At 43.2% G+C, this 19,523-nt stretch carries 16 protein-coding genes; 4 read left to right on the plus strand and 12 right to left on the minus strand.

Annotated elements, in window-relative coordinates; all coding sequences use genetic code 11:
- Nucleotides 1–20: 20 nt before the first annotated feature.
- From JOC27_RS09065 to guaA, 5 genes are all read right to left on the minus strand, one after another.
- Nucleotides 21–1,382: a DNA cytosine methyltransferase gene (locus JOC27_RS09065; protein ID WP_205006975.1), complete on the minus strand. Its 1,362-nt coding sequence runs from the start codon at nucleotides 1,380–1,382 to the stop codon at nucleotides 21–23.
- A gap of 772 nt (nucleotides 1,383–2,154) precedes the next feature.
- Nucleotides 2,155–2,964, minus strand: a complete 810-nt coding sequence (locus JOC27_RS09070; protein WP_205006976.1) for an AAA family ATPase — start codon at nucleotides 2,962–2,964, stop codon at nucleotides 2,155–2,157.
- A gap of 5 nt (nucleotides 2,965–2,969) precedes the next feature.
- A complete protein-coding gene (locus JOC27_RS09075; RefSeq protein WP_205006977.1) occupies nucleotides 2,970–3,275 on the minus strand; it encodes a hypothetical protein in 306 nt (101 codons plus the stop codon).
- The gene (locus JOC27_RS09080) at nucleotides 3,275–3,649 is read right to left on the minus strand and encodes a DUF6414 family protein (protein ID WP_205006978.1); all 375 of its coding nucleotides are present in this window, start codon (nucleotides 3,647–3,649) and stop codon (nucleotides 3,275–3,277) included. The genes JOC27_RS09075 and JOC27_RS09080 overlap by 1 nt, the downstream gene beginning before the upstream one ends.
- Nucleotides 3,650–4,682: 1,033 nt before the next feature.
- A complete protein-coding gene (gene guaA / locus JOC27_RS09085) occupies nucleotides 4,683–6,224 on the minus strand; it encodes a glutamine-hydrolyzing GMP synthase (RefSeq protein ID WP_205006979.1) in 1,542 nt (513 codons plus the stop codon).
- Nucleotides 6,225–6,594: 370 nt separating this feature from the next.
- On the opposite strand from guaA, the gene JOC27_RS09090 reads away from it, so the two are divergent.
- Complete coding sequence (locus tag JOC27_RS09090; protein WP_338062795.1) at nucleotides 6,595–8,058, plus strand: glycoside hydrolase family 25 protein; 1,464 nt, start codon at nucleotides 6,595–6,597, stop codon at nucleotides 8,056–8,058.
- Between the two features lie 60 nt (nucleotides 8,059–8,118).
- Here the strand turns inward: JOC27_RS09090 and JOC27_RS09095 are convergent, their stop codons facing one another.
- Together JOC27_RS09095 and JOC27_RS09100 are read right to left on the minus strand one after the other, a co-directional pair.
- The gene (locus JOC27_RS09095) at nucleotides 8,119–9,402 is read right to left on the minus strand and encodes an SLC13 family permease (RefSeq protein ID WP_205006980.1); all 1,284 of its coding nucleotides are present in this window, start codon (nucleotides 9,400–9,402) and stop codon (nucleotides 8,119–8,121) included.
- A 26-nt stretch (nucleotides 9,403–9,428) separates the two neighbouring features.
- Complete coding sequence (locus JOC27_RS09100) at nucleotides 9,429–10,580, minus strand: cation:proton antiporter (protein WP_205006981.1); 1,152 nt, start codon at nucleotides 10,578–10,580, stop codon at nucleotides 9,429–9,431.
- Between the two features lie 325 nt (nucleotides 10,581–10,905).
- On the opposite strand from JOC27_RS09100, the gene JOC27_RS13610 reads away from it, so the two are divergent.
- Nucleotides 10,906–12,639 (plus strand): GH25 family lysozyme, encoded by a 1,734-nt coding sequence (locus JOC27_RS13610; protein WP_205006982.1) that lies wholly within the window; start codon nucleotides 10,906–10,908, stop codon nucleotides 12,637–12,639.
- 252 nt (nucleotides 12,640–12,891) lie between these two features.
- On the opposite strand, the gene JOC27_RS09110 is transcribed toward JOC27_RS13610, so the two are convergent.
- Nucleotides 12,892–13,698, minus strand: coding sequence for a DUF3298 and DUF4163 domain-containing protein (locus tag JOC27_RS09110; RefSeq protein ID WP_205006983.1), 807 nt, complete (start codon nucleotides 13,696–13,698; stop codon nucleotides 12,892–12,894).
- A gap of 795 nt (nucleotides 13,699–14,493) precedes the next feature.
- Between JOC27_RS09110 and JOC27_RS09115 the strand changes: the two genes are divergently transcribed.
- Complete coding sequence (locus tag JOC27_RS09115; protein ID WP_205006984.1) at nucleotides 14,494–14,727, plus strand: hypothetical protein; 234 nt, start codon at nucleotides 14,494–14,496, stop codon at nucleotides 14,725–14,727.
- Nucleotides 14,728–14,807: 80 nt separating this feature from the next.
- On the opposite strand, the gene JOC27_RS09120 is transcribed toward JOC27_RS09115, so the two are convergent.
- From JOC27_RS09120 to groES, 4 genes are all read right to left on the minus strand, one after another.
- Nucleotides 14,808–15,758, minus strand: coding sequence for a ketopantoate reductase family protein (locus JOC27_RS09120; protein WP_205006985.1), 951 nt, complete (start codon nucleotides 15,756–15,758; stop codon nucleotides 14,808–14,810).
- Nucleotides 15,759–15,980: 222 nt separating this feature from the next.
- On the minus strand, nucleotides 15,981–16,121 hold the full coding sequence (locus JOC27_RS09125) for an FbpB family small basic protein (protein WP_205006986.1): 141 nt from the start codon (nucleotides 16,119–16,121) through the stop codon (nucleotides 15,981–15,983).
- Nucleotides 16,122–16,469: 348 nt separating this feature from the next.
- The gene (gene groL, locus JOC27_RS09130; RefSeq protein WP_205006987.1) at nucleotides 16,470–18,092 is read right to left on the minus strand and encodes a chaperonin GroEL; all 1,623 of its coding nucleotides are present in this window, start codon (nucleotides 18,090–18,092) and stop codon (nucleotides 16,470–16,472) included.
- A 36-nt stretch (nucleotides 18,093–18,128) separates the two neighbouring features.
- Entirely contained in the window at nucleotides 18,129–18,413 is a 285-nt protein-coding gene (groES, locus tag JOC27_RS09135; protein ID WP_205006988.1) for a co-chaperone GroES, read from the minus strand.
- A 303-nt stretch (nucleotides 18,414–18,716) separates the two neighbouring features.
- On the opposite strand from groES, the gene JOC27_RS09140 reads away from it, so the two are divergent.
- Nucleotides 18,717–19,394, plus strand: coding sequence for a CPBP family intramembrane glutamic endopeptidase (locus JOC27_RS09140; RefSeq protein WP_205006989.1), 678 nt, complete (start codon nucleotides 18,717–18,719; stop codon nucleotides 19,392–19,394).
- The last annotated feature ends 129 nt before the right edge of the window (nucleotides 19,395–19,523 follow it).

A 19,523-nucleotide genomic window follows, 5' to 3' on the forward strand; every position in this document is an offset into this window, starting at 1 on the left:
TAATTGATACTTATTTTTTATTAAAATTGATTTAAATAGTTGATAACTGATTGACCAATTGCTTTTGCTAAATTCACAGGAACGGCGTTCCCAATCTGTTTATATTGATTTCCCATGCTACCAACAAACTGCCAGCTATCTGGAAAACTTTGTATTCTAGCATACTCTCTAATTGTAAAGGGCCTAGTTTTTTCTGGGTGGCAGCGTTCAGTTTGCTTTTGAGCTGGTGAAGTAGTTAGTGTAAGTGACGGTTCATTCCAAGATAATCTTCTCGCCATTCCTCGCCGACCCCCACCTGAGTTATAAGAAGCTCCCATATATTTTTTAGCGATTTCATCAGGTAAATCAACCCAACAGCCACCAGGAGGTACTAAATCAAGAATCTTAACTTTACTTTGAGGATAAGTAGCACCTAAACTTTTAGGGACATTACGTAGAATATCATTTAAGACAGGCTTATAGACATGCGATTTGGGAAATTTGAAAGATTTTTTTTGTTTCTGATATAGATCGTTTCGAATGCCTATTATTACTATTCGTTCTCTCTTTTGTGCGACACTATAATTCCAAGCGTTTAAAATATTCCAAACAACATGATAACCTGCTTCTTCAAATACTTGTATCATAGTTTCTAAAGTTCTACCATTATCATGGTTTACTAATCCTTTTACATTCTCTGCAATAAAGACCTTAGGTTGCAGTTGGTTTAACAATTGGGAGTATGGATAAAAAAGTGTACCCCTAGTATCATCCAATCCGTGTCTCAAGCCAGCATAACTAAAACTTTGACAAGGGTATCCACCCGATAATACGTCAAGTTCACCATCAAAATTAAACTGTTTATGATTACGAATCCCCAGTCTAGCAATTTCATTAATATCTTCTTCCATAACATTCCAAGTAGGGCGATTATGGCGTAAAGTCTCACAAGCCTGATGATCTAGCTCAATATCAGCTATTGAATCCAATCCAGCTTGTTCTAATCCTAGAGACAATCCCCCTGCACCTGCAAATGTCTCAACTAAAGTATATGTATGTTGAGGTACTGTATTTCTAACATCTTCATACTCATCTAGACGATAATCAAAACGATTGATAGTGTTTGTCTCAAATAGATCCAACTGTTCTGTAGGTTCAGCCACTATAAATGCGTTAGAAAAAGTAGGCATTCCATCACCTGTTTCTTCGATAATGATTTCTTTATATGATATATCCAATTCCTTCATTAACTTTAATACATTTGTTTTAATAGGGCTAAAACCTTCAGAAAGCATTTGTGATAATTGACTTTTATTCATTCTAAGTCTTTCAGCTAATTCTGTTTGAGTAGAGATATTTTTCTTCTTCATGGCTGTCTTTACAGCAGTTTTATTGATAAGCATAAAACCACCTTTTTGTTTAAAATATTTTTAACAACCCAATTATAAATGACTTTAGCTTTTTTAGTCAATGGATATTTTACTAACAAGCCCCTCTGAATAAATCCAGCAATGGGCTTTATGGGGAAATATTACAATCTAATTCAAAATAGATATCTTTTCCCTCTAACTATGCCTTGTTGAATATAAAAATAATGTGATACACCATGATCTTTGAACGCTTTTGTCGAATTAATATGTAAAAAGAAACTCTCTATCTCCTGGCATTTTCTGAAAAAAGCCTTGCACATGAGGCGAATAAATCGCATAAATATCAGGAGCATCAGCTTACATTGTCAGAAGACTTCTTACTTCCTTTTGGTGGAATTTTGGATAAAGACAATTGTTGGGTATGGCTCGCCCAAATCATTCCTTGGTAGAAGGTTGAAGAACACTATGCCCCGGTATTTAAGAAAGCAAACGCCGTTTTTTCCTAATTCGTATCTATACGGTGATAAACCTTGAGAGACGCCCCAGGTTTCTCTGCACTTTTGTTATTTGTTCAGGAACATACATTCGTTTTCCTTAAATTCTCCATGGCATAAGCTATAGATTCACTAAAAAAATATCTATTAGTTTAGCAAACCCTACTTTGATTCAATCACTTCTTAATCCAGCCCCGCTGTACTTCAATAGAAGCCCTTTAACTACTCGACGAATTGCAGGCAACGGGCGTGACGATTGATGTATAAATTCAACGATCGAAACGACCACGCATTGAACAAGATTAACTATTTTACTTTTCATGAAAGATTCGTTTTGAGACAAGGCGTGAATACACATATTGATTCATTAGTCGTTCTGCATGACGATAATTCTTGTACAGCTTGATGTTCTCAACAAAGACCTCCTTCAGGTCTCTTTTTCGACCCACGGTATGTTTTTCAGCCTTAGTTAATTGCGACCAAATTACATTCAAAACCCCTGATGCTACTTTCTGCATGGCTTCTTGTGACAGTTTGTTGAATCTAATGAAGGAATCGAACCTATAATACATGGCATTCCCCATAATTCTTCTTATTTCCAATTCCGATTCAAAGTTTGAGGTACAGATGATAATCATATTCTCTGTCTTTACCTCGTAGTTAGTATCACAGTATATGCCTTCGTCGAATATCTGATAGAAGGCACTGTACAATAATGGATTAACCTTATCAAATTCATCCAACAGGACAACATTGCTTTCACGATTACTAATATCTCTAGCAAAACTTCGCTGACTGGTCGAAGAACCAAATAGATAATCATATGCGGTCTGATTCTGAAACATAGATAACTGCTGGCGCATCAATTTGCCATCAAGAAGACGACTAAGGAATTTTGCTGTTTCTGTTTTTCCAACACCAGAAGGTCCGTAAAACATTAAAACTAACGGCTTAGAATGGTTAGGGGAATGATGATACTGGTACAAAGATTCAAGTATTCTTCTCTCAGCGCTATGTTGTCCCAATACTTCTCGATCATATTCCCGATGAAACTTATTCAACACATCCAGTGTCAGGTCTGGATAAGAATAGGAAATTATCTCAACTTCATCAGCGTACATTTCTTTCATCTGCTGAATAATTGTCTGCGGGGGATTCTGTAAGTAAATGGCATTAGCGATTCAATGGGCATACTCATTAATTCATAAAAGGTCTGAACCGCTCCAGCTGTCAGTTGCGAGAAAGAATTAGCTGCACCTACAAGCGTTTTTCCTCTTAGCTTTTTCTCGAAATCAGCTTTCTCCGCCTTTTCTACAACATTGTGAAGCACTTGGTCGTAGAAGGTGACGTACTCTGCCAACAACATTTTGTTGTCCTTAATCCGAGACGTAAAGAAACTGGAAGGACCAAAGATAATTTTAATTTTTTCCATTAGACTCTAGACTCTACTCCCGCGAGTACGATATCAAACATAACTAATTGTTTAGTCTTTTCCGACGGTTCATTAATTGAAGCGGCAACTTGCTCAGAACTCAAGCTGTCCATGTAATACTCAAAGTCCAATTGCTCTGGATTCTTCCTACCGGATTCCATACCATATAAGGTCAAGTTCATATCAAATAGATCAGCGATACTGTAGTTATGCAAAAAGGCTGCATTATTAAAGCGGAATATCACCTCTACATCATCTTCATTCACACCAATCAATTCATAGTATCCCTTTCCAAGCCGTAAAGCGTCATATATCTTATTAAACTTTATTTTCATATTATTACCAACATCAACATCTCCATCGCTCATTACCATATATGGTGAAACAGCTTGAATATATTCAATCGAATTATGATCATTCCCCCTCGTAAAAGTTAACTGAAATTATACTACAAATCGAACGTGTGTTCCATAACGATTCCATACTATTTAGTTCACTGACCTAGTATCATAAGTGAGGATGTGTCTTAATACTCTTCCGAACGTTTCATCATCTTGTAAGACTCGTAAATATGCTGAAGTAATGTGTCCCAGTGCCCCATTAATCGAGAGATACTATATAAATCATTACTTTTGCACAATTGCTTCTGGACAAAGCAGTGACGGCACGTGTGAGGAATGTTTCAAAATCTCGTTTCGGGCACCAGAATTAGCTACATGCTCATTCAAAATCTTATTGATACGTAAATAACTTAACTGGCGTGCTGACTGATTTAGGTAGAGATAGTCTTCAATTTCAAGATCATCTTCGTGTTTGGAAAGTTCAGCTCTTCAGACCTGATATTTGAGTAACTCGTGCTTTAGAATGGGACAAATGTAAATTGTTCGTTCTTTGAGCCTTTGCCATGAATCCAATATCTGTTGTGTTCACATCGGCCATTTTGATAGAAATAAGTTCTGTATCCTTATTACACAATCGAATAGCACCATCAAAATAAGTTTGTGTCAACGTTGTAGAAGGTCTTCCCAGTAGTGAAAGGCCGTTCGAAAGGGACACTGTATAATCATGATGTTACAGTTAGCGTTTCTCCGATGCTCTGAAAAAGAAGTTCCAAATCACGTAATTTTAAAAAGGTCAAAAGAATCCACATCAACCGTATCCTACAGCACTGGATGCAAGAGGGGAGGCAATAGAATCAGGCTATCAATCACTCCCTTTACTGCATTCAAACAATGTTTAATTAAGATCAAGCAGGTATTCCTGCGTAACTCTTTCAACTGCATAAGAAAAACTCCCTTCATTCGTTTGAATTGAAGAGAGTCTTAATCGTTGCGGGCTTTACTTTGAAAATTAACAATAACCGTTAATACGTTGTATTATCAACGACTTTGCATGTGTAATTTTCCATTATTCCCACTCAATCGTTGCCGGTGGCTTTGAGGTGATGTCATAGACGATGCGGTTGACGTGTTCGACTTCGTTGACGATGCGTGTCGAGATTTTTTCGAGTACATCCCACGGAATCCGCGCCCAATCGGAGGTCATGCCGTCGATTGAGGTGACGGCGCGGATCGCGATGCAGTGATCGTATGTTCGGCCGTCGCCCATGACGCCGACGCTCTGGATATTCGGCAGCACGGTGAAGTATTGCCAGATGTCGCGTTCGAGTCCGGCGTTTTTGACTTCTTCACGGAGAATCGCGTCGGATTCGCGGACGATTGCAAGTTTTTCTTCGTCGATCGCGCCGAGCACGCGGATACCGAGACCCGGACCTGGGAACGGCTGGCGCCAAACGATGTCGTCAGCCAAACCAAGTTCGCTGCCGAGCTTGCGGACTTCGTCTTTGAACAGCGTGTTGAGCGGTTCGATCAGTTTGAAGGTCATGTCTTCTGGCAGGCCGCCGACGTTATGGTGCGATTTAATCGTCTGCGAGGAACCGCCGGCGCCGCTTTCGACCACGTCCGTATAAAGCGTGCCTTGAACGAGCCAATCGATATCGCTTAATTTCTGTGCTTCTTCTTCGAAAAGATAGATAAATTCATTGCCAATAATTTTGCGTTTGCGTTCTGGATCACTGATGCCTTCCAGTTTATCGAGGAAGCGTTTCGACGCATCGACGTAAACGAAGTTCATATGGAAGCGGTTCTTGAACGTTTCAACAACGCCTTCGGCTTCGCCTTTGCGCAGCAGCCCGTGATTGACGAACACGCAAGTCAGCTGATCGCCGATCGCTTTATGCACGAGCGCAGCCGCTACGGAAGAATCAACGCCGCCGCTTAGCGCGCAGAGCACTTGGCCGTTGCCGACTTGAGCGCGGATTTTCTCGACCTGTTCGTCGATGAAGTGTTCCATCGACCAGCTCTTTTCAGCGCCGCAGATTTTGAAAATAAAATTGCTTAATAATTCAATGCCGTATTTCGTATGACGCACTTCTGGATGGAACTGAACGCCGTATAATTTCTTGGCAGCATCACTCATCGCTGCGACCGGGCAGGATTCACTGCGCGCTTCAACCTTGAAACCGGCTGGCGGTGTCTTGACCAAATCGCCATGGCTCATCCATACGTTCTGTTCCGCCGGCAGGCCGGCGAAAAGCGTGCTTGTGGTGTCAGCGGAAATATCCGCTTTACCGTACTCGCGATGCGACGCGCGTGCCACATCCGCACCGAAATGAACGCTCATCAATTGCATGCCGTAGCAAATGCCGAGAACCGGAATACCCAGTTCAAAGATATCCGGGTCGCATTTTGGCGCACCCTCGCCATAGACACTATTCGGTCCGCCGGAAAAAATAATACCCTTTGGCTGTTTCTCCTTAATCTGCGCCGCCGTCAGTGTATTCGGCATCAGTTCACTGTAGACGCCCAAGTCGCGGATTCGGCGAGCAATCAGCTGATTGTACTGACCGCCAAAGTCCATCACGATAATCAAATTATTCGGCTGTCCCATTCCTTTGAAGCACCCCGTTCTATTTAATATCACTCAGATCATTTAACTGTTTCAGCAAATTCTTCGAGATGCCGCCCTTTTGAAACATCGGACGACAAATCATCTTTGTTTTCGACAAAAGAAAACAGGCACTATGTTTTCATTTTATCAATCCACCCGCACAAGGGCAAGTCAAAAAAAGGATCATCGCTACACAAAGAACCCGCTGGATTATTTCGTACCACTTGTAAAAGACATCCAATTTTAATGCGTCTGTCATTATTTTTATAGCAAATTTTAACAATCGATCTTTATAATATTTTTTTATAAGAAAGGAGGGTAGAAAAAATTGGAATCTATTAAACATTGAAAAGGAGGCTTACGGTCTGCAGTGAAAAAGAAGTTGCTTGCATCAATCATTCTCGGATTTATGTTTTTCACTTTCTATGGAACGGTTCAGCCGGCCCATGCGGCATCCTCATTATACACATGGATGCCTTCAAGGCTTTACAAAACTGCCACGGGTACAAGTTATTCCACAACGGTTTATAGCGGCGTTCAGGTCATCAATTACGGAAAATCGCACAGCAGGTATCACGTCAAGGTGGGCACGAAAACAGGTTATATCAAAGCCTACAATCTAGCCACTGCGAAGATCAAAAAGACCGATTTTTTCGGTTCGAAAGTGTATAAACAGGCCAAGATAGGCGCCTATATTGCCTCACTACGTGCCGGTAAGTCTGTCTATCTGAAAAGTTCTAGCCGGATAAACGGCATGTACCTCGTCCATTATATCGGCACAAGCTATTCCGGTTACGTCGCCGCCAATCATTTCACGGCACCGTCAACGAAGTATACATGGACAGGATCGTATCTTTATACATCTTCAACAGGATCCACGCATAGAATGACGCTGAACAGCGGCACGTCAGTCCAAGCATTTGGTTCTTCCAATCAACGCACGCTCGTTAAAGTCGATGGTACATACGGCTATATTAAGAATTATAACCTCGTCTCTACCTTAATTAAGAAAACGATTTATACGAGCACACCGCTTTTTAGTACAGCAACTGGCACGACACCCCTGACTACATTAGCTGTTACTAAGAAGGTTTACGTCAAGGAAACTGCGAATAATCGCTATCACGTACATGTTATTGGCACATCGCGTAATGGATGGATTGTGACGTCTTCCTGTACCCCAACGACTGTATCCAAAGATCTGGTGACGACAACGAAGGGGGTTGATGTCAGCCATTATCAATCCTTGACACAAACTAGCTTTAACAGTCTTCGATCCGCTGGTTATAGTTTTGTTATTTTAAAAGCAAGTGAAGGAACAACCTATACAGATCCCACCTTCTATACTTACTATAAATACGCGAAAAACGCCGGGCTTTCTGTCCATGCCTATCACGTAATTGGCAATTCGTCGACTTCTTCCGCCACTCCTCGTGCAGAAGCTGCGCATTTCGCCTCTGTTCTCAGCCAGACAAAAGCAGAGACCGGTTATACTTTTGATGGGTATGCCTTTGAAGACGTGGAGGCTACAAAAAGCAATGGCATTACAACCGCTTGGTGGGAAAATAATGCTGTTTCATCCATTAGTTATTTTCTAAATGAATTAACAAGCTCAGGTCAAGCTAAAATAGGCGTTTATTCCAACTATTCGTCCTGGACAAGCTATTTGCAAAATCACACGTCGACCTGGCCAACTGCAACGAAAATTTGGCTGGCGCGATACAACGAGACCCTTGGAACCAACGCCGATATCTGGCAATATACAAGTACTGGAACAATCGACGGATTTGACACTTCTGGAAGCCTAGACATAGACATTGGTTATTCTATTTAATTCTAGCCATTCTTAACGCCGATTATGGCGTTTTTTTTATGCAAGGGCACCGCACGTTCACTAGAGCAGAAAGTAGCGCAGTACAATATAAATGCTAGAAATGACGATCGACAGTAGCATCACTGGCATGCCAATCTTCATAAAACTGAAAAAAGTTATCCGGTGACCCTTTTGCGCGGCAAGACCCGCAACGACCAAATTCGCGCTGGCACCGATCAGCAAACCATTACCGCCAAGACAGGCGCCAAGAGACAAACTCCACCAAATTGGTTCCATGTTTTCCAAGCCCATTTTACCCATATCCTGGATAAGTGGAATCATCGTTGCCACATAAGGAATATTGTCGACAAAGGCAGAGGCAAAGGCACTGAACCATAGCACGAGCAACGCCGTCGGTAGCGGACGTCCGCCTGTCCAGCTGACCGCCTCAGCCGCCAGCATGCGGATCACACCTGTCTGAACAAGTCCGCCGACAAGAAGGAACAAGCCAATAAAAAAGAACAGTGTTGGCCATTCAACAGCCGCCAATGCTTGCGCCAAATGCTGCTCGCCAGTCAGCAGCAGCAAAAAGAAAGCACCCGTCAGCGCAATCGTGGCAGTTTCCACATGTAGGGTACCATGAAAGAAGAAAGCCGTTATCGTCAGCCCTAAAACAGCCAACGATTGAATCATCAGTTTTTTATCACGTAATTCATCCGCCGCATGAAGTTGCTGCAACTTCTCGCGCGCTTCCTCAGTGGCGTGCAGTGCATGGCGGAAGATCAAGCTAAGAAACAGCAGCGTGGCTGCAGCAACGATGCCAATCACTGGCGCCAAATTGGTGATAAAATCGAGGAAACTGAGTGTTGGTACCGCGCTGCCGATCATAATGTTCGGCGGATCGCCAATCATTGTCGCGGTGCCGCCAATATTCGACATGAAAACTTCGGAAATCAGAAAAGGTGTCGGTAAAATGCCAAGCCTTTTCGCGATGCTGAACGTCATCGGAACGATCAGAAGCACGGTCGTGACGTTATCCAGAAACGCGGAGCCGATCGCGGTCAACAGCGACAAGGCGATTAGAAGCGCGAGCGGGCGTCCTTTCACTTTCTGCGCGGACCAAATCGCCAGAAACTGGAAGACACCGGTTTTTGACAGCAGCGACACGAGAATCATCATGCCAATTAACAGCCCAATTGTATTGAAGTCAATAAAATGTATCGCTGTTTTTTGATCTAGAACCCCCAAAAACAGCAGCGCCGCGGCGCCAAGCATCGCAATAATTGTGCGATGGATTTTTTCCGAGATGATGAAACCATAACTAATAAAAAATATAATAATTGCGATCCATGCTTGATTAGACACTATCCATTACTCCTTTTTAAATCCCCTTAACCGACCGGCATTTTATCCTTGTGCCGGAACATCAATTTCAACACAGGCGGTGCCGCCAAAGTCGACAAAATAATAATCAGAATCAAGGCTGTGTATAACTCGTCGGTGAGCCATTTTGCCTGACTGCCCGTTGCCGCAAGAATTAACGCCACCTCGCCGCGTGAAATCATTCCCGCGCCAATGCAAAATGAAGAAAGCCAATTGAAACCGGTCACGCGGGCACCAAATGCCGATCCGAACCATTTGGTCAGCACCGCTAGAACGGTAAATAAAACGATGAACACGCCATAGGCCTGAAGGCCGTCAAACGAAACCTTTAAGCCGATGCCCGTAAAGAATACCGGAACAAATATACTGTAGGCAATTGGCTCCACTGTCCGTTCAATCCGGTCGCGAAATTCGCTTTGTCCGATCGAAAGACCAGCAATAAAGGCGCCAATGATGCCCGCGACGCCAAGAAAATCCGCATACCAGGCGAATAGCAGCCCCAAAGCAACCGCGATGCTGACAACCGGCTGTGTGACCTGCAAACGTTCCGCCCAGCGAAGAATAGTTGGGATGACTTTCCAGGCAAGCATGATAGCTGTAGAAAAGAACAATAATTTTTCGCCCATAACGAGCCAGATACTTTGTGAGGCTTGCCCGAACAAACTCAAGACAAATGCCAGCAGGATAACGACGAGCACATCGTCAAGGACAGCCGCACCAAGAATCGCTGTACTCTCCCGCGCTTGAAGCTGATTCATTTCTTTCAGTGTCTGAACCGTAATGCTGACTGATGTGGCCGATAGAACAATGCCAATAAATAAGGATGTATTCCACGTCAATCCTGCTGCAAGGCCAGCAAGTGCGCCAAACATGAGTGGGAAGAGAATCCCGCCCGCTGCGACTGCGGTGGCCGATCGGCTATTGTCTTTCAATACTTTCAATTGGGTTTCGTTGCCTGCCAGAAACATGAGTAAAAGAACGCCAATTTCACTGAAAATGTGAATCAATTCTGTATCGGAAACCCAACCAAGGAGTGCAGGCCCGAGCACTACACCAACAAGCAATTCGCCAAGTACAGCTGGCTGCTTCAGCCAAACACTGATTTGTCCAGCAACCTTACTGGCCGCTATGATTAGAGCGAGCTGCAGGATAAACGTCATTAAATCCCCCCTAAAAAATGCAAAAAGAGCCCGTCGGTGACAGGCTCCTCCAAATTGATCCGCTTTATTCATCTAACTTTTATACTAAATGAGTTTGCACCGCCCGTCAATTTTTTCGCAGTTGAGGCATTTGTAAAATTGCAAGAAACTTTGTAAATTTTTCTATTTTTCATACCTAGTAATCTTGAAATCTCGCGGATAAATCCCGATAATTAATAGAAATAGAGACAAAAATCGCTTCCATGCGACAAAAGATCCGTTTTGACATGGAAAATGGTGGCGAAAGGAGGCATTTTTTAAAATTAATCACTGGAGGGAAGAAATCGTGAAACGATTTGGAAAACGTTCGGCAGTATTTCTGTTATTTTTCACCTTAATCACAGGAATGCTTGTCGGACCTTGGCAGCCTGCCGCACAGGCGGCATCTAGCTATCATGCGCGTGTCACCGTAAGTACAGCAAAAGTACATACGAGCCCCAGTGGACGCGCTCACACCGTTGCAAAATTACATCGGAACGCTACAGTCACAGTCATCGGAACTCGGGGAAGCTGGAAAAAGATCAGCTACGGTGGGAAAACTCGTTACATATACGCCAAATACATCAAGAAGAGTACGCCTAGTTACAGCTTCCGCTCATACACAAACTATGTGAAATCCTACTCACTCGTTATGCGCAGCAAAGCAAGCAGCCATTATCGAAAGATCCGCAGCTTGTATATGAACTATAAGGTGACCGTCATCGGCGCAAAAGGTAGCTACAGATACGTGCAATACGGTAGCCGCAAAGGTTACGTGCAAGCCAAATGGCTGAAAAGCACGGTCAAATCATACGGCGCGTACGTTGTCCAAAAATCTATTAATCTATGGAAGGGTCCCGGAAAGAAATACGGCCATCCGAGTTCATTACACAAGTATCTATACAAGAACAACACGGTCACCGTAACGGGATCAAGCAGTGGCTATCTAAAAGTCAACTACAACGGCACGAAGGGTTATGCATGGGGCGGCTACTTCAAAAATGGAACACCACCAAAAGCCGCAGCTGCGCCAGCACCGGTGAAAGCAGCTGCGCCAGCGCCTGTGAAAACATCTGCACCAGCATATACGGCTGCGAAAGTACTTGATTATACACCAGTATCGAATTTTCCTGCTTATATTGGATACGATAATCGATATATTTATGCATCAGCCGATACGAATTCGTCTGTTAAAGCAACCTTACGTGAAAAAACTTTAGTGACCGTGATTGGTACAAAAGCTGTTCAAATGAATAACGGTACTGTTAATTGGTCTAGAGTGCGTCTATCAAATGGCGATGAGGGCTATATACAGTCTTATAATCTCGAAACGGATATTAATAAATTCAATATACCAACCTCCAATATTTTAGGTTACGGGCTTGATATTTCACATCATCAAAATGAATCAGGGGCAATTAACTCAAGTACCTTCAATACAATTTCAGCTGCAAACTACAGTTTTGTAATTATTAAAGCATCTGAAGGTACCACTGTTCGCGACAAATTCTTACAATCGAACTTGCAAGGTGCATTAAATGCAACACCACATCCCTTAAAAGTTGGAGCCTATCACTATTTTTGGGCCACTGACGAATCAACTGCGCGATCTGAAGCTAATTGGTTTACTAAAAATCTTAACGATGCTGGATTCAGTAAATCCAATTATGTTTTCATAGATGTTGAGGAAAATGGTGGTAATAGTAAAATAGCTACATACGTTACCGATTTTCTTCAGCAAATGATTGATAATGGGTATACAAAACTGGGCATTTACTCTAGACCAAGTTATTTTAAAAATAATTTAAATTTGAGCACTATAAAGACAAATGTTCAAGATTACGCAAAAAATAAGAATGTAGAACTTTCAAAAATACTTGTATGGTTATCTTGGTATAGAGGAAAAGATTCCTATGAAGGACCTGGATCATTAAATAATAATGATATTGATATCTGGCAGTATACTAGCAATGGAATTGTTGCTGGCGTCTCTGGTGCAACCGACAAAGATGCTTCATATATTGATCCAAATAATTTTTGATCTACTTTTTTTCCTCCCTCGTGGAGGTTTTTTTTTACTCTTTTTCAATAGAAGTCTTTCGCAGACTATTGCCCTTTTCGAATAGGCAAGCCAGAAAAAGCAAAAAAAATAGCCCTTTTTAAGGGCCAAAGATTAAATCATAAAGGGGGGAAGTTACTTCCTGCTTCCATATGAATAGAATAGCCGAGAATTATTAACAAAAGATTAATAACGCCAGATTTTCTACATTTATCTTTTTTATCCTGTTATACCTTATTCCCGGGGTTGAGAGTGCTGCGGCACAGTGGATGAACCACAGCCTCCTGATCCAGGTTCATGGCAACCTGCATGGTGATGATGCGCATGCGGCGTCTTGAATTCGCGGAATGGGACTTTCAGATGAATGATCCCATTTGAATAAGGCGCAACCTCGTATTCCTGAAAAACAATCACAATTCCTTCATCATAAAAATAGAACTGCCCATTTTTCACGTCTACACCTTTAAAAGAATCAAGAAAGAAATCGTAGCGTCCCTGCTGCTTCAGTTGGGTCATCTGTTTTTTCAAGTAGCTGTTAACCTTGTCTCGCTCTTTCTTGTTTTTGATAATGTTGCTGAGGCTCAAGCGTTTCCCGCTGTGCAAATTGTAATTATACACAGTCTCCAGGTGCATGCCGTGCGCGCCGCCGGTATACGATTCATCCACAAAGGAGACACTCAGCCGACAGCGCTGATTATAACGAATCGTGGGCTGCGTCTGTGCGTAATAAGGACCTGCAGCGCTAATAAAACGGTCGCGTTCGTATTGTTTCTTGTACTTCTTATCCAGTTCCTGTACTTTTCTCGCGTGATCCAAAAAGGTCTGATTGATCTGCCCCTGAATCTTTGGTTGCTCCACACCGCCGGTAATCACCGGATAAAAAATATGATCCGCTAATTTAACGATTTTGATTTTCGCCGGCATCGTACATGAATGCTCAGTCGGATGCTGAGCCAATGCCGCTGTGCTGGTAAAGAATACAGACAATACCATCAGCAAAGAAACGGCCAGTTTGGATAATCGGTTGCCTGCGTGTTGCATCGCCAAAACCCCTTTTTTTCAATTTGCCCTTAGTGTCCCCTTTTGCGCAGGAATTATTAGAAAAACTTGGTTTTGATGCGTTCTCTGAACGATGGCAAAACCTTAGTTCTTCTTATACTTAGTTCCTCTGAATTCTTGTCCATTGTGAACGCATTAGAAAACTTGACTTTGACGAGTTCTTTGAACGATGAAACCTTATTTCTTATCTTCAAGAAAAACCTAGGTTTTGGCTAATTTTTGCTGAATTGGTGCCTACTTTTTGCTTTTACTGAAGGAATTTTTGAATGAAAGCTCCGACTGCTTGCCGAAGGAAACAAGCGCATATAAAAAGGGTGTCTCAAGGCCGATAGCTCGACATTCAGACACCGCTCGATTGGGGGGATTGCCTTATGGCATAGGCATCAAGGATAGCGTTTCACCTTCATGCTTAGGCATAACTTTATATACGTTTCTACGTTTCATTTTGTTCCCCATTTTTCAAATCATGCCGCCTTCACATTCAAGCTCATAAAAAAAAGACCTTTTAGAGGTCTTAAAAAAAGGGGGGTCTTGTTTTTCCGTAATTAAAGAATAAATCTTTTTCCTTAATCTATGCTTAATTTTTTTATTTTTACCTTGTTGCTTACCAACATAATTCGGTTATTTGCTGATTATCTTACCCTGATTGATAACTAATGGGACATCGAGTTCTTGTCCGTGAAGCGTTTCGCTGTTCATCGGTGAAATGGAAACCGTTTTATTTTCACCATTTTAGTGATAAAATTAAATTTCAGACTTGTGTAAGGGGGACTCCACATGCTGCGTCATGTAGATGTTATTGAATTTGTCGACAGCTCGCGTGTCTCATGGTATACCGTCAAACAGCTGGATATCGATTTAAAAAAGAAGCATTTTAAAAAAGGTGATGAGCTCTCTATCAATAATAAAAACTATTTTGTTGTTGAAGATTACGGTTTGCTACGCATCGCACGAATGGGCCGACTCAATCCTTTCCGTTCGGTGATCCAACAATTGAGCAAAACAAGATGAATAAAAGGTACATCCAAATACGCGTCGTAAGCGTTAAAATGCCGGCAATGAATCATTCACTGCCGGCATTCTCTATAAAATTAGCGAAATTGACGCGTATGTTCCGCCAAGTGAACAAGATTGCGCAAGAAATGGTGTGTCGACGCTTCGTAATCGTATTTCTTACCGAGATCGTAGATATAGCCATTGATATAGTCAACCTCGGTCAACCTGCCCTTCGACATATCCTGATACATCGACGGATAATGTAGCGGATTGGTCTCTGCGCTTACGTGGCGGACAGTTTCCCATTCTTCCTGACGGGTGGTCAGCAACTGAATACCGGCACGCTCACAAACGTCATAGGCTTCATGAATCAATTGCAAGCCGAGTTGGTCTGCCTTCGGGAATGAGATAAATTCGCCCATCTTGATTTCAAACAGTGTGCAAAGTGTGTTGACGACCGAATTAAAAATCACTTTAGACATCAACGTTCCCTGGAAATTCTTCGTCAATGTCGGGTTAAGATTAGCTTTTTTGAAATCTTCAACGATTTGATAGGTCGTATTGTCCGGCTCCTCGGTTTGATTAGCCATGTTAATTGATCCCGCTCCGCGCTTGCCGATGAAATCGACATCGCCAGCTTTGTTCAAGACCGTTCCTATCAAACAAGTGCCGCCAATCACTTTATTCTTATCAAAATACTGATTCAGCTTTTCGATGTGGCCCATCCCATTCATCCCGCTGAAAATGTATTGATCGCTTTTGATGAAATGCGCGCTACGCTTGAGCAAATCTGCTAATTGCATCTGCTTCGCAAAAACAATAAATACATCTGGATTCCCTTCGTATTCTTCCGGTGTAAAAATTCGAGCGGGCACAAGATGGCGGTTCTCGCCGTCGCGTGAGACATAAACGCCGCCCTGCGCCTTGATTGTCTGCACTTGCTCGTCCCAAATATCAACAAAATCAACGTTGAATCCCGCATCCTGAAGCAATACGCCGAAACGCAACCCCATCGCGCCGGATCCTAAGATCGTGTACGTCAGCATCTTCTTCACTCCTCATACTATTACCTTTAGACTCTTTTTCCACTTTACCATTTTTTAGTGGTGCGGGCAGCCGTCACGCTTGAATTTTTTGAATCGCGAATCACAATTTTGCTTGCTGACTGCGCCTTCTCTCGGCATGATTGATAGAAATAATCTATCGATTTTCTAAATTCATCTCATTTTATGTATGTCCCGGGTTGCAGCCCGGGATTCGGGATTATTTCAAGCAAATTTCGGTTTTAATATCCGGTTCAAATGTCTTTCATCAATTTTCTGATCGATTTTATCCATCGCCTGCTTGTCTTTCCATATCTGTTCTCTGCTTTTCTTTAAAAGTTGAGTATACGAATCATGCTTTTTCATCTGAATCACTCTCCTTTGTATACGAATATTCTACAAATGAATTATGAATTTTCTATTAATAATTGGCGGGGCGGCGTTAAAAATTTGGGTTACTCTGCGTCCTTAACAACACAAATCGCTAAGAAAACTTGGCCCGTTTTTGCAAAAATACGTTTCGGCTGCTCGCTCGCCGCGGACTAGCCTCCTTGCCTCTTTTTCGTGTCTAACCAATGTCGTGTTTTTCTTAACCGGTTGAATTTGTAAAAAAGCCAAAAATAAAAAGATACCGTTCGCGAAAGGTTTTCCCTTCGGAACGATATCTTGTAAGTCTTGCCGTTAGGGCAGGCTCATCCATTCAATTACTTTGAATTACATCATACCCATGCCCGGGCCGCCTGCTGGCATTGCCGGTTCTGGATGTTCTTCAGGTTTATCGGCAACTACGCATTCCGTCGTCAGCAGCATTGCCGATACGGAAGCAGCGTTCTGCAGTGCGGAACGTGTTACTTTCGTCGGGTCTACGATGCCGACTTCGATCATGTCAACCCAAACATCTTTAGCTGCATCATAACCGATGCCCGGTTTCTGGTTCTTCAGTTTTTCAACGATTACTGAACCTTCAAGGCCAGCGTTTTCACCAATCTGACGGACAGGTTCTTCCAGCGCACGAATCACAATGTTTACGCCAGTCAATTCATCGCCTTCTGCATCAACAGCAGCCACGTCTTTGATGACGTTAGCAAGAGCCGTACCGCCACCAGCGACAATACCTTCCTGAACGGCCGCGCGGGTCGAGTTCAGGGCATCTTCAATACGCAGTTTGCGTTCTTTGAGTTCAGTTTCAGTAGCCGCGCCAACTTTGATAACGGCAACGCCGCCAGCCAGTTTTGCGAGACGTTCTTGCAGTTTTTCTTTATCAAAATCAGAAGTAGTTTCTTCAAGCTGTGCTTTAATCTGGTTTACGCGAGCGCCAATCTTATCTGATTCGCCAGCGCCTTCTACGATCGTCGTATTATCTTTCGTTACGATGACCTTGCCAGCCGTACCTAACTGATCGATCGTTGTTTCTTTCAATTCAAGGCCAAGGTCTCCAGTAATTACTTGACCGCCAGTCAGAACCGCGATATCTTCGAGCATCGCTTTACGGCGATCACCGAAACCAGGAGCTTTAACAGCAACAACATTGAACGTGCCACGCAGTTTGTTCAGAACGAGCGTTGCCAATGCTTCGCCTTCAACATCTTCAGCGATAATCAGCATTGCTTTACCTTGCTGCACAACTTTTTCAAGAACAGGCAGGATTTCCTGGATGTTCGAGATTTTCTTGTCCGTGATCAGGATGTATGGATTGTCGAGTTCAGCTTCCATCTTATCCTGGTTCGTGACCATGTACGCGGATGCGTAGCCGCGATCGAATTGCATCCCTTCAACAACGTCAAGTTCCGTTGCGAAGCCTTTGGATTCTTCGATTGTAACGACACCATCGTTGCCAACTTTTTCCATAGCTTCAGCGATCAATTCGCCGACTTTTTCATCAGCTGCGGAAATTGAAGCAACCTGTGCGATCGATGCTTTGCCTTCGATCGGTTTGGAAATCTTTTTGAGGCCTTCAACAGCAGCTGCCGTTGCTTTTTCAATACCGCGGCGGATGCCCATCGGGTTAGCGCCGGAAGTCACATTCTTCAGGCCTTCGCGAATCATCGCCTGAGCAAGAACGGTTGCAGTCGTCGTACCGTCACCGGCAACGTCATTGGTCTTGCTCGCAACTTCGGAAACAAGGCGTGCGCCCATGTTTTCAAATTTATCTTCAAGTTCGATTTCTTTTGCAATCGTCACACCGTCGTTTGTAATCAGCGGTGAGCCGTATTTCTTGTCAAGCACAACGTTACGGCCTTTCGGTCCAAGCGTTACCTTAACTGCGTCCGCTAGCACATCGACACCGTGCAGCATCGAGCGGCGTGCTTCTTCGCCAAACTTAATATCTTTTGCCATCGTTAAAAGTCCCTCCTAAATATTATTGGTCCGAAATTAGTCAACAACTGCAAGAATATCATCTTGACGAACAACGAGATATGTCTTGCCGTCATATTTTACTTCTGTACCTGCATATTTTGAAAAGATGACCTTGTCTCCTTCTTTAACGTCCAGAGCGATCCGTTCGCCCTTATCGGATACTTTGCCGGTTCCGACAGCGATCACATGACCTTCCTGCGGCTTTTCCTTAGCCGAATCAGGAAGCACGATGCCACTTGCTGTCTTTTCTTCTTTTTCTTGTGGTTCGATTACAATCCGATCACCTAATGGCTTTAACATGAGAAAAATACCCTCCTTAAAAATGTTAAGTAAAGTACTTTGTTAGCACTCACTTCTCCTGAGTGCTAATCCATTTAATATAATAATCAAATTAACATTTTTTTGCAAGTTCTATCTCTAAAATTTATTGATTCTAAAGTAGCCTGTGGCTCTCGGTTGCTCTTCTATTTTTCACAAGTGACAAGAATGAAGGCATAGGCGCTTGGTATGTCTTGCTTTACTTCACTATGCTAGAATAAATACAATATGGCCCTTGCGGCGGAAATGATCCGCGACGGCTATCATTGATGCGAGGTGTTTCAATTGGTCAAACGCTATGCCGCAATTGTTGTGCTCTATGTATGCTGCGTACTCTCGCCACTGATTCCTTTTTTTAAAACGATAGCCCAACTTTTTCCCAACCCGCGCGACGGCTATGGGATTATCTACACAGCTATTTTCGGTCTGACGCTGCTTGCCGTCCTGCTGCTGCTGGCGCCGGAACGTCACCTTCGCGCTGCAGACCGGGCAACGCTTAGCGAGTCGATCCTATGGGCGATTTTGGGCATTTTCGCGTTGTTTGCCTTGCAGTCTCTGGCTGTTTTCATCAATACCTTTCTTTTTCATCAACCGGCCGCATCAACACACACCAAAGATGTCATCCAGCTAACGCGCTATTCGCCGCTGTTTATTTTTACCGTCAGCATCATCGGTCCAATTCTTGAGGAGGTCGTTTTTCGCAAAATTTTCTTTGGCGGCTTGCGCCGGAAAATGCCTTTTATTCTGGCGGCGGCCATTAGTTCAATTGTTTTCGCGGTCTTCCATGCGGATCTGCAGCATACGCTGATCTATTTTGTTATTGGCTTCTTCCTCTGCTATGTCTACCAACGAACCGGTCGCATCTGGGTCACGATGATGATGCATGCCGGGATGAACGCAACAGTTGTCGCCATCAATTTTGCTGTCGGCACAGCCCAGCTGATCGCGCACGGGCTGCATTAAATTTTTTGTACTGGCGCTCGATAATTGGGTTTGGATTCGGTGCGACTTTCTTTGATTTAGGAGCGACTTTCTCGTGATTCGGTGCGACTTTTGCTCGATTTGGTGCAACTCCTGAAATTCGGTGCGACT

The sequence above is a fragment of the Sporolactobacillus spathodeae genome, from assembly GCF_016908935.1.
GTDB classification, from domain to species: domain Bacteria; phylum Bacillota; class Bacilli; order Bacillales; family Sporolactobacillaceae; genus Sporolactobacillus; species Sporolactobacillus spathodeae.

Excerpts from the sequence above, each read along its gene's own strand:
- JOC27_RS09065 (WP_205006975.1), bottom strand. The coding sequence starts at position 1,382 with ATGCTTATCAATAAAACTGCTGTAAAGACAGCCATGAAGAAGAAAAAT.
- JOC27_RS09070 (WP_205006976.1), bottom strand. The coding sequence starts at position 2,964 with ATGTACGCTGATGAAGTTGAGATAATTTCCTATTCTTATCCAGACCTG.
- JOC27_RS09075 (WP_205006977.1), bottom strand. The coding sequence starts at position 3,275 with ATGGAAAAAATTAAAATTATCTTTGGTCCTTCCAGTTTCTTTACGTCT.
- JOC27_RS09080 (WP_205006978.1), bottom strand. The coding sequence starts at position 3,649 with ATGGTAATGAGCGATGGAGATGTTGATGTTGGTAATAATATGAAAATA.
- guaA (WP_205006979.1), bottom strand. The coding sequence starts at position 6,224 with ATGGGACAGCCGAATAATTTGATTATCGTGATGGACTTTGGCGGTCAG.
- JOC27_RS09100 (WP_205006981.1), bottom strand. The coding sequence starts at position 10,580 with ATGACGTTTATCCTGCAGCTCGCTCTAATCATAGCGGCCAGTAAGGTT.
- JOC27_RS09110 (WP_205006983.1), bottom strand. The coding sequence starts at position 13,698 with ATGCAACACGCAGGCAACCGATTATCCAAACTGGCCGTTTCTTTGCTG.
- JOC27_RS09115 (WP_205006984.1), top strand. The coding sequence starts at position 14,494 with ATGCTGCGTCATGTAGATGTTATTGAATTTGTCGACAGCTCGCGTGTC.
- JOC27_RS09120 (WP_205006985.1), bottom strand. The coding sequence starts at position 15,758 with ATGCTGACGTACACGATCTTAGGATCCGGCGCGATGGGGTTGCGTTTC.
- JOC27_RS09125 (WP_205006986.1), bottom strand. The coding sequence starts at position 16,121 with ATGAAAAAGCATGATTCGTATACTCAACTTTTAAAGAAAAGCAGAGAA.
- groL (WP_205006987.1), bottom strand. The coding sequence starts at position 18,092 with ATGGCAAAAGATATTAAGTTTGGCGAAGAAGCACGCCGCTCGATGCTG.
- groES (WP_205006988.1), bottom strand. The coding sequence starts at position 18,413 with ATGTTAAAGCCATTAGGTGATCGGATTGTAATCGAACCACAAGAAAAA.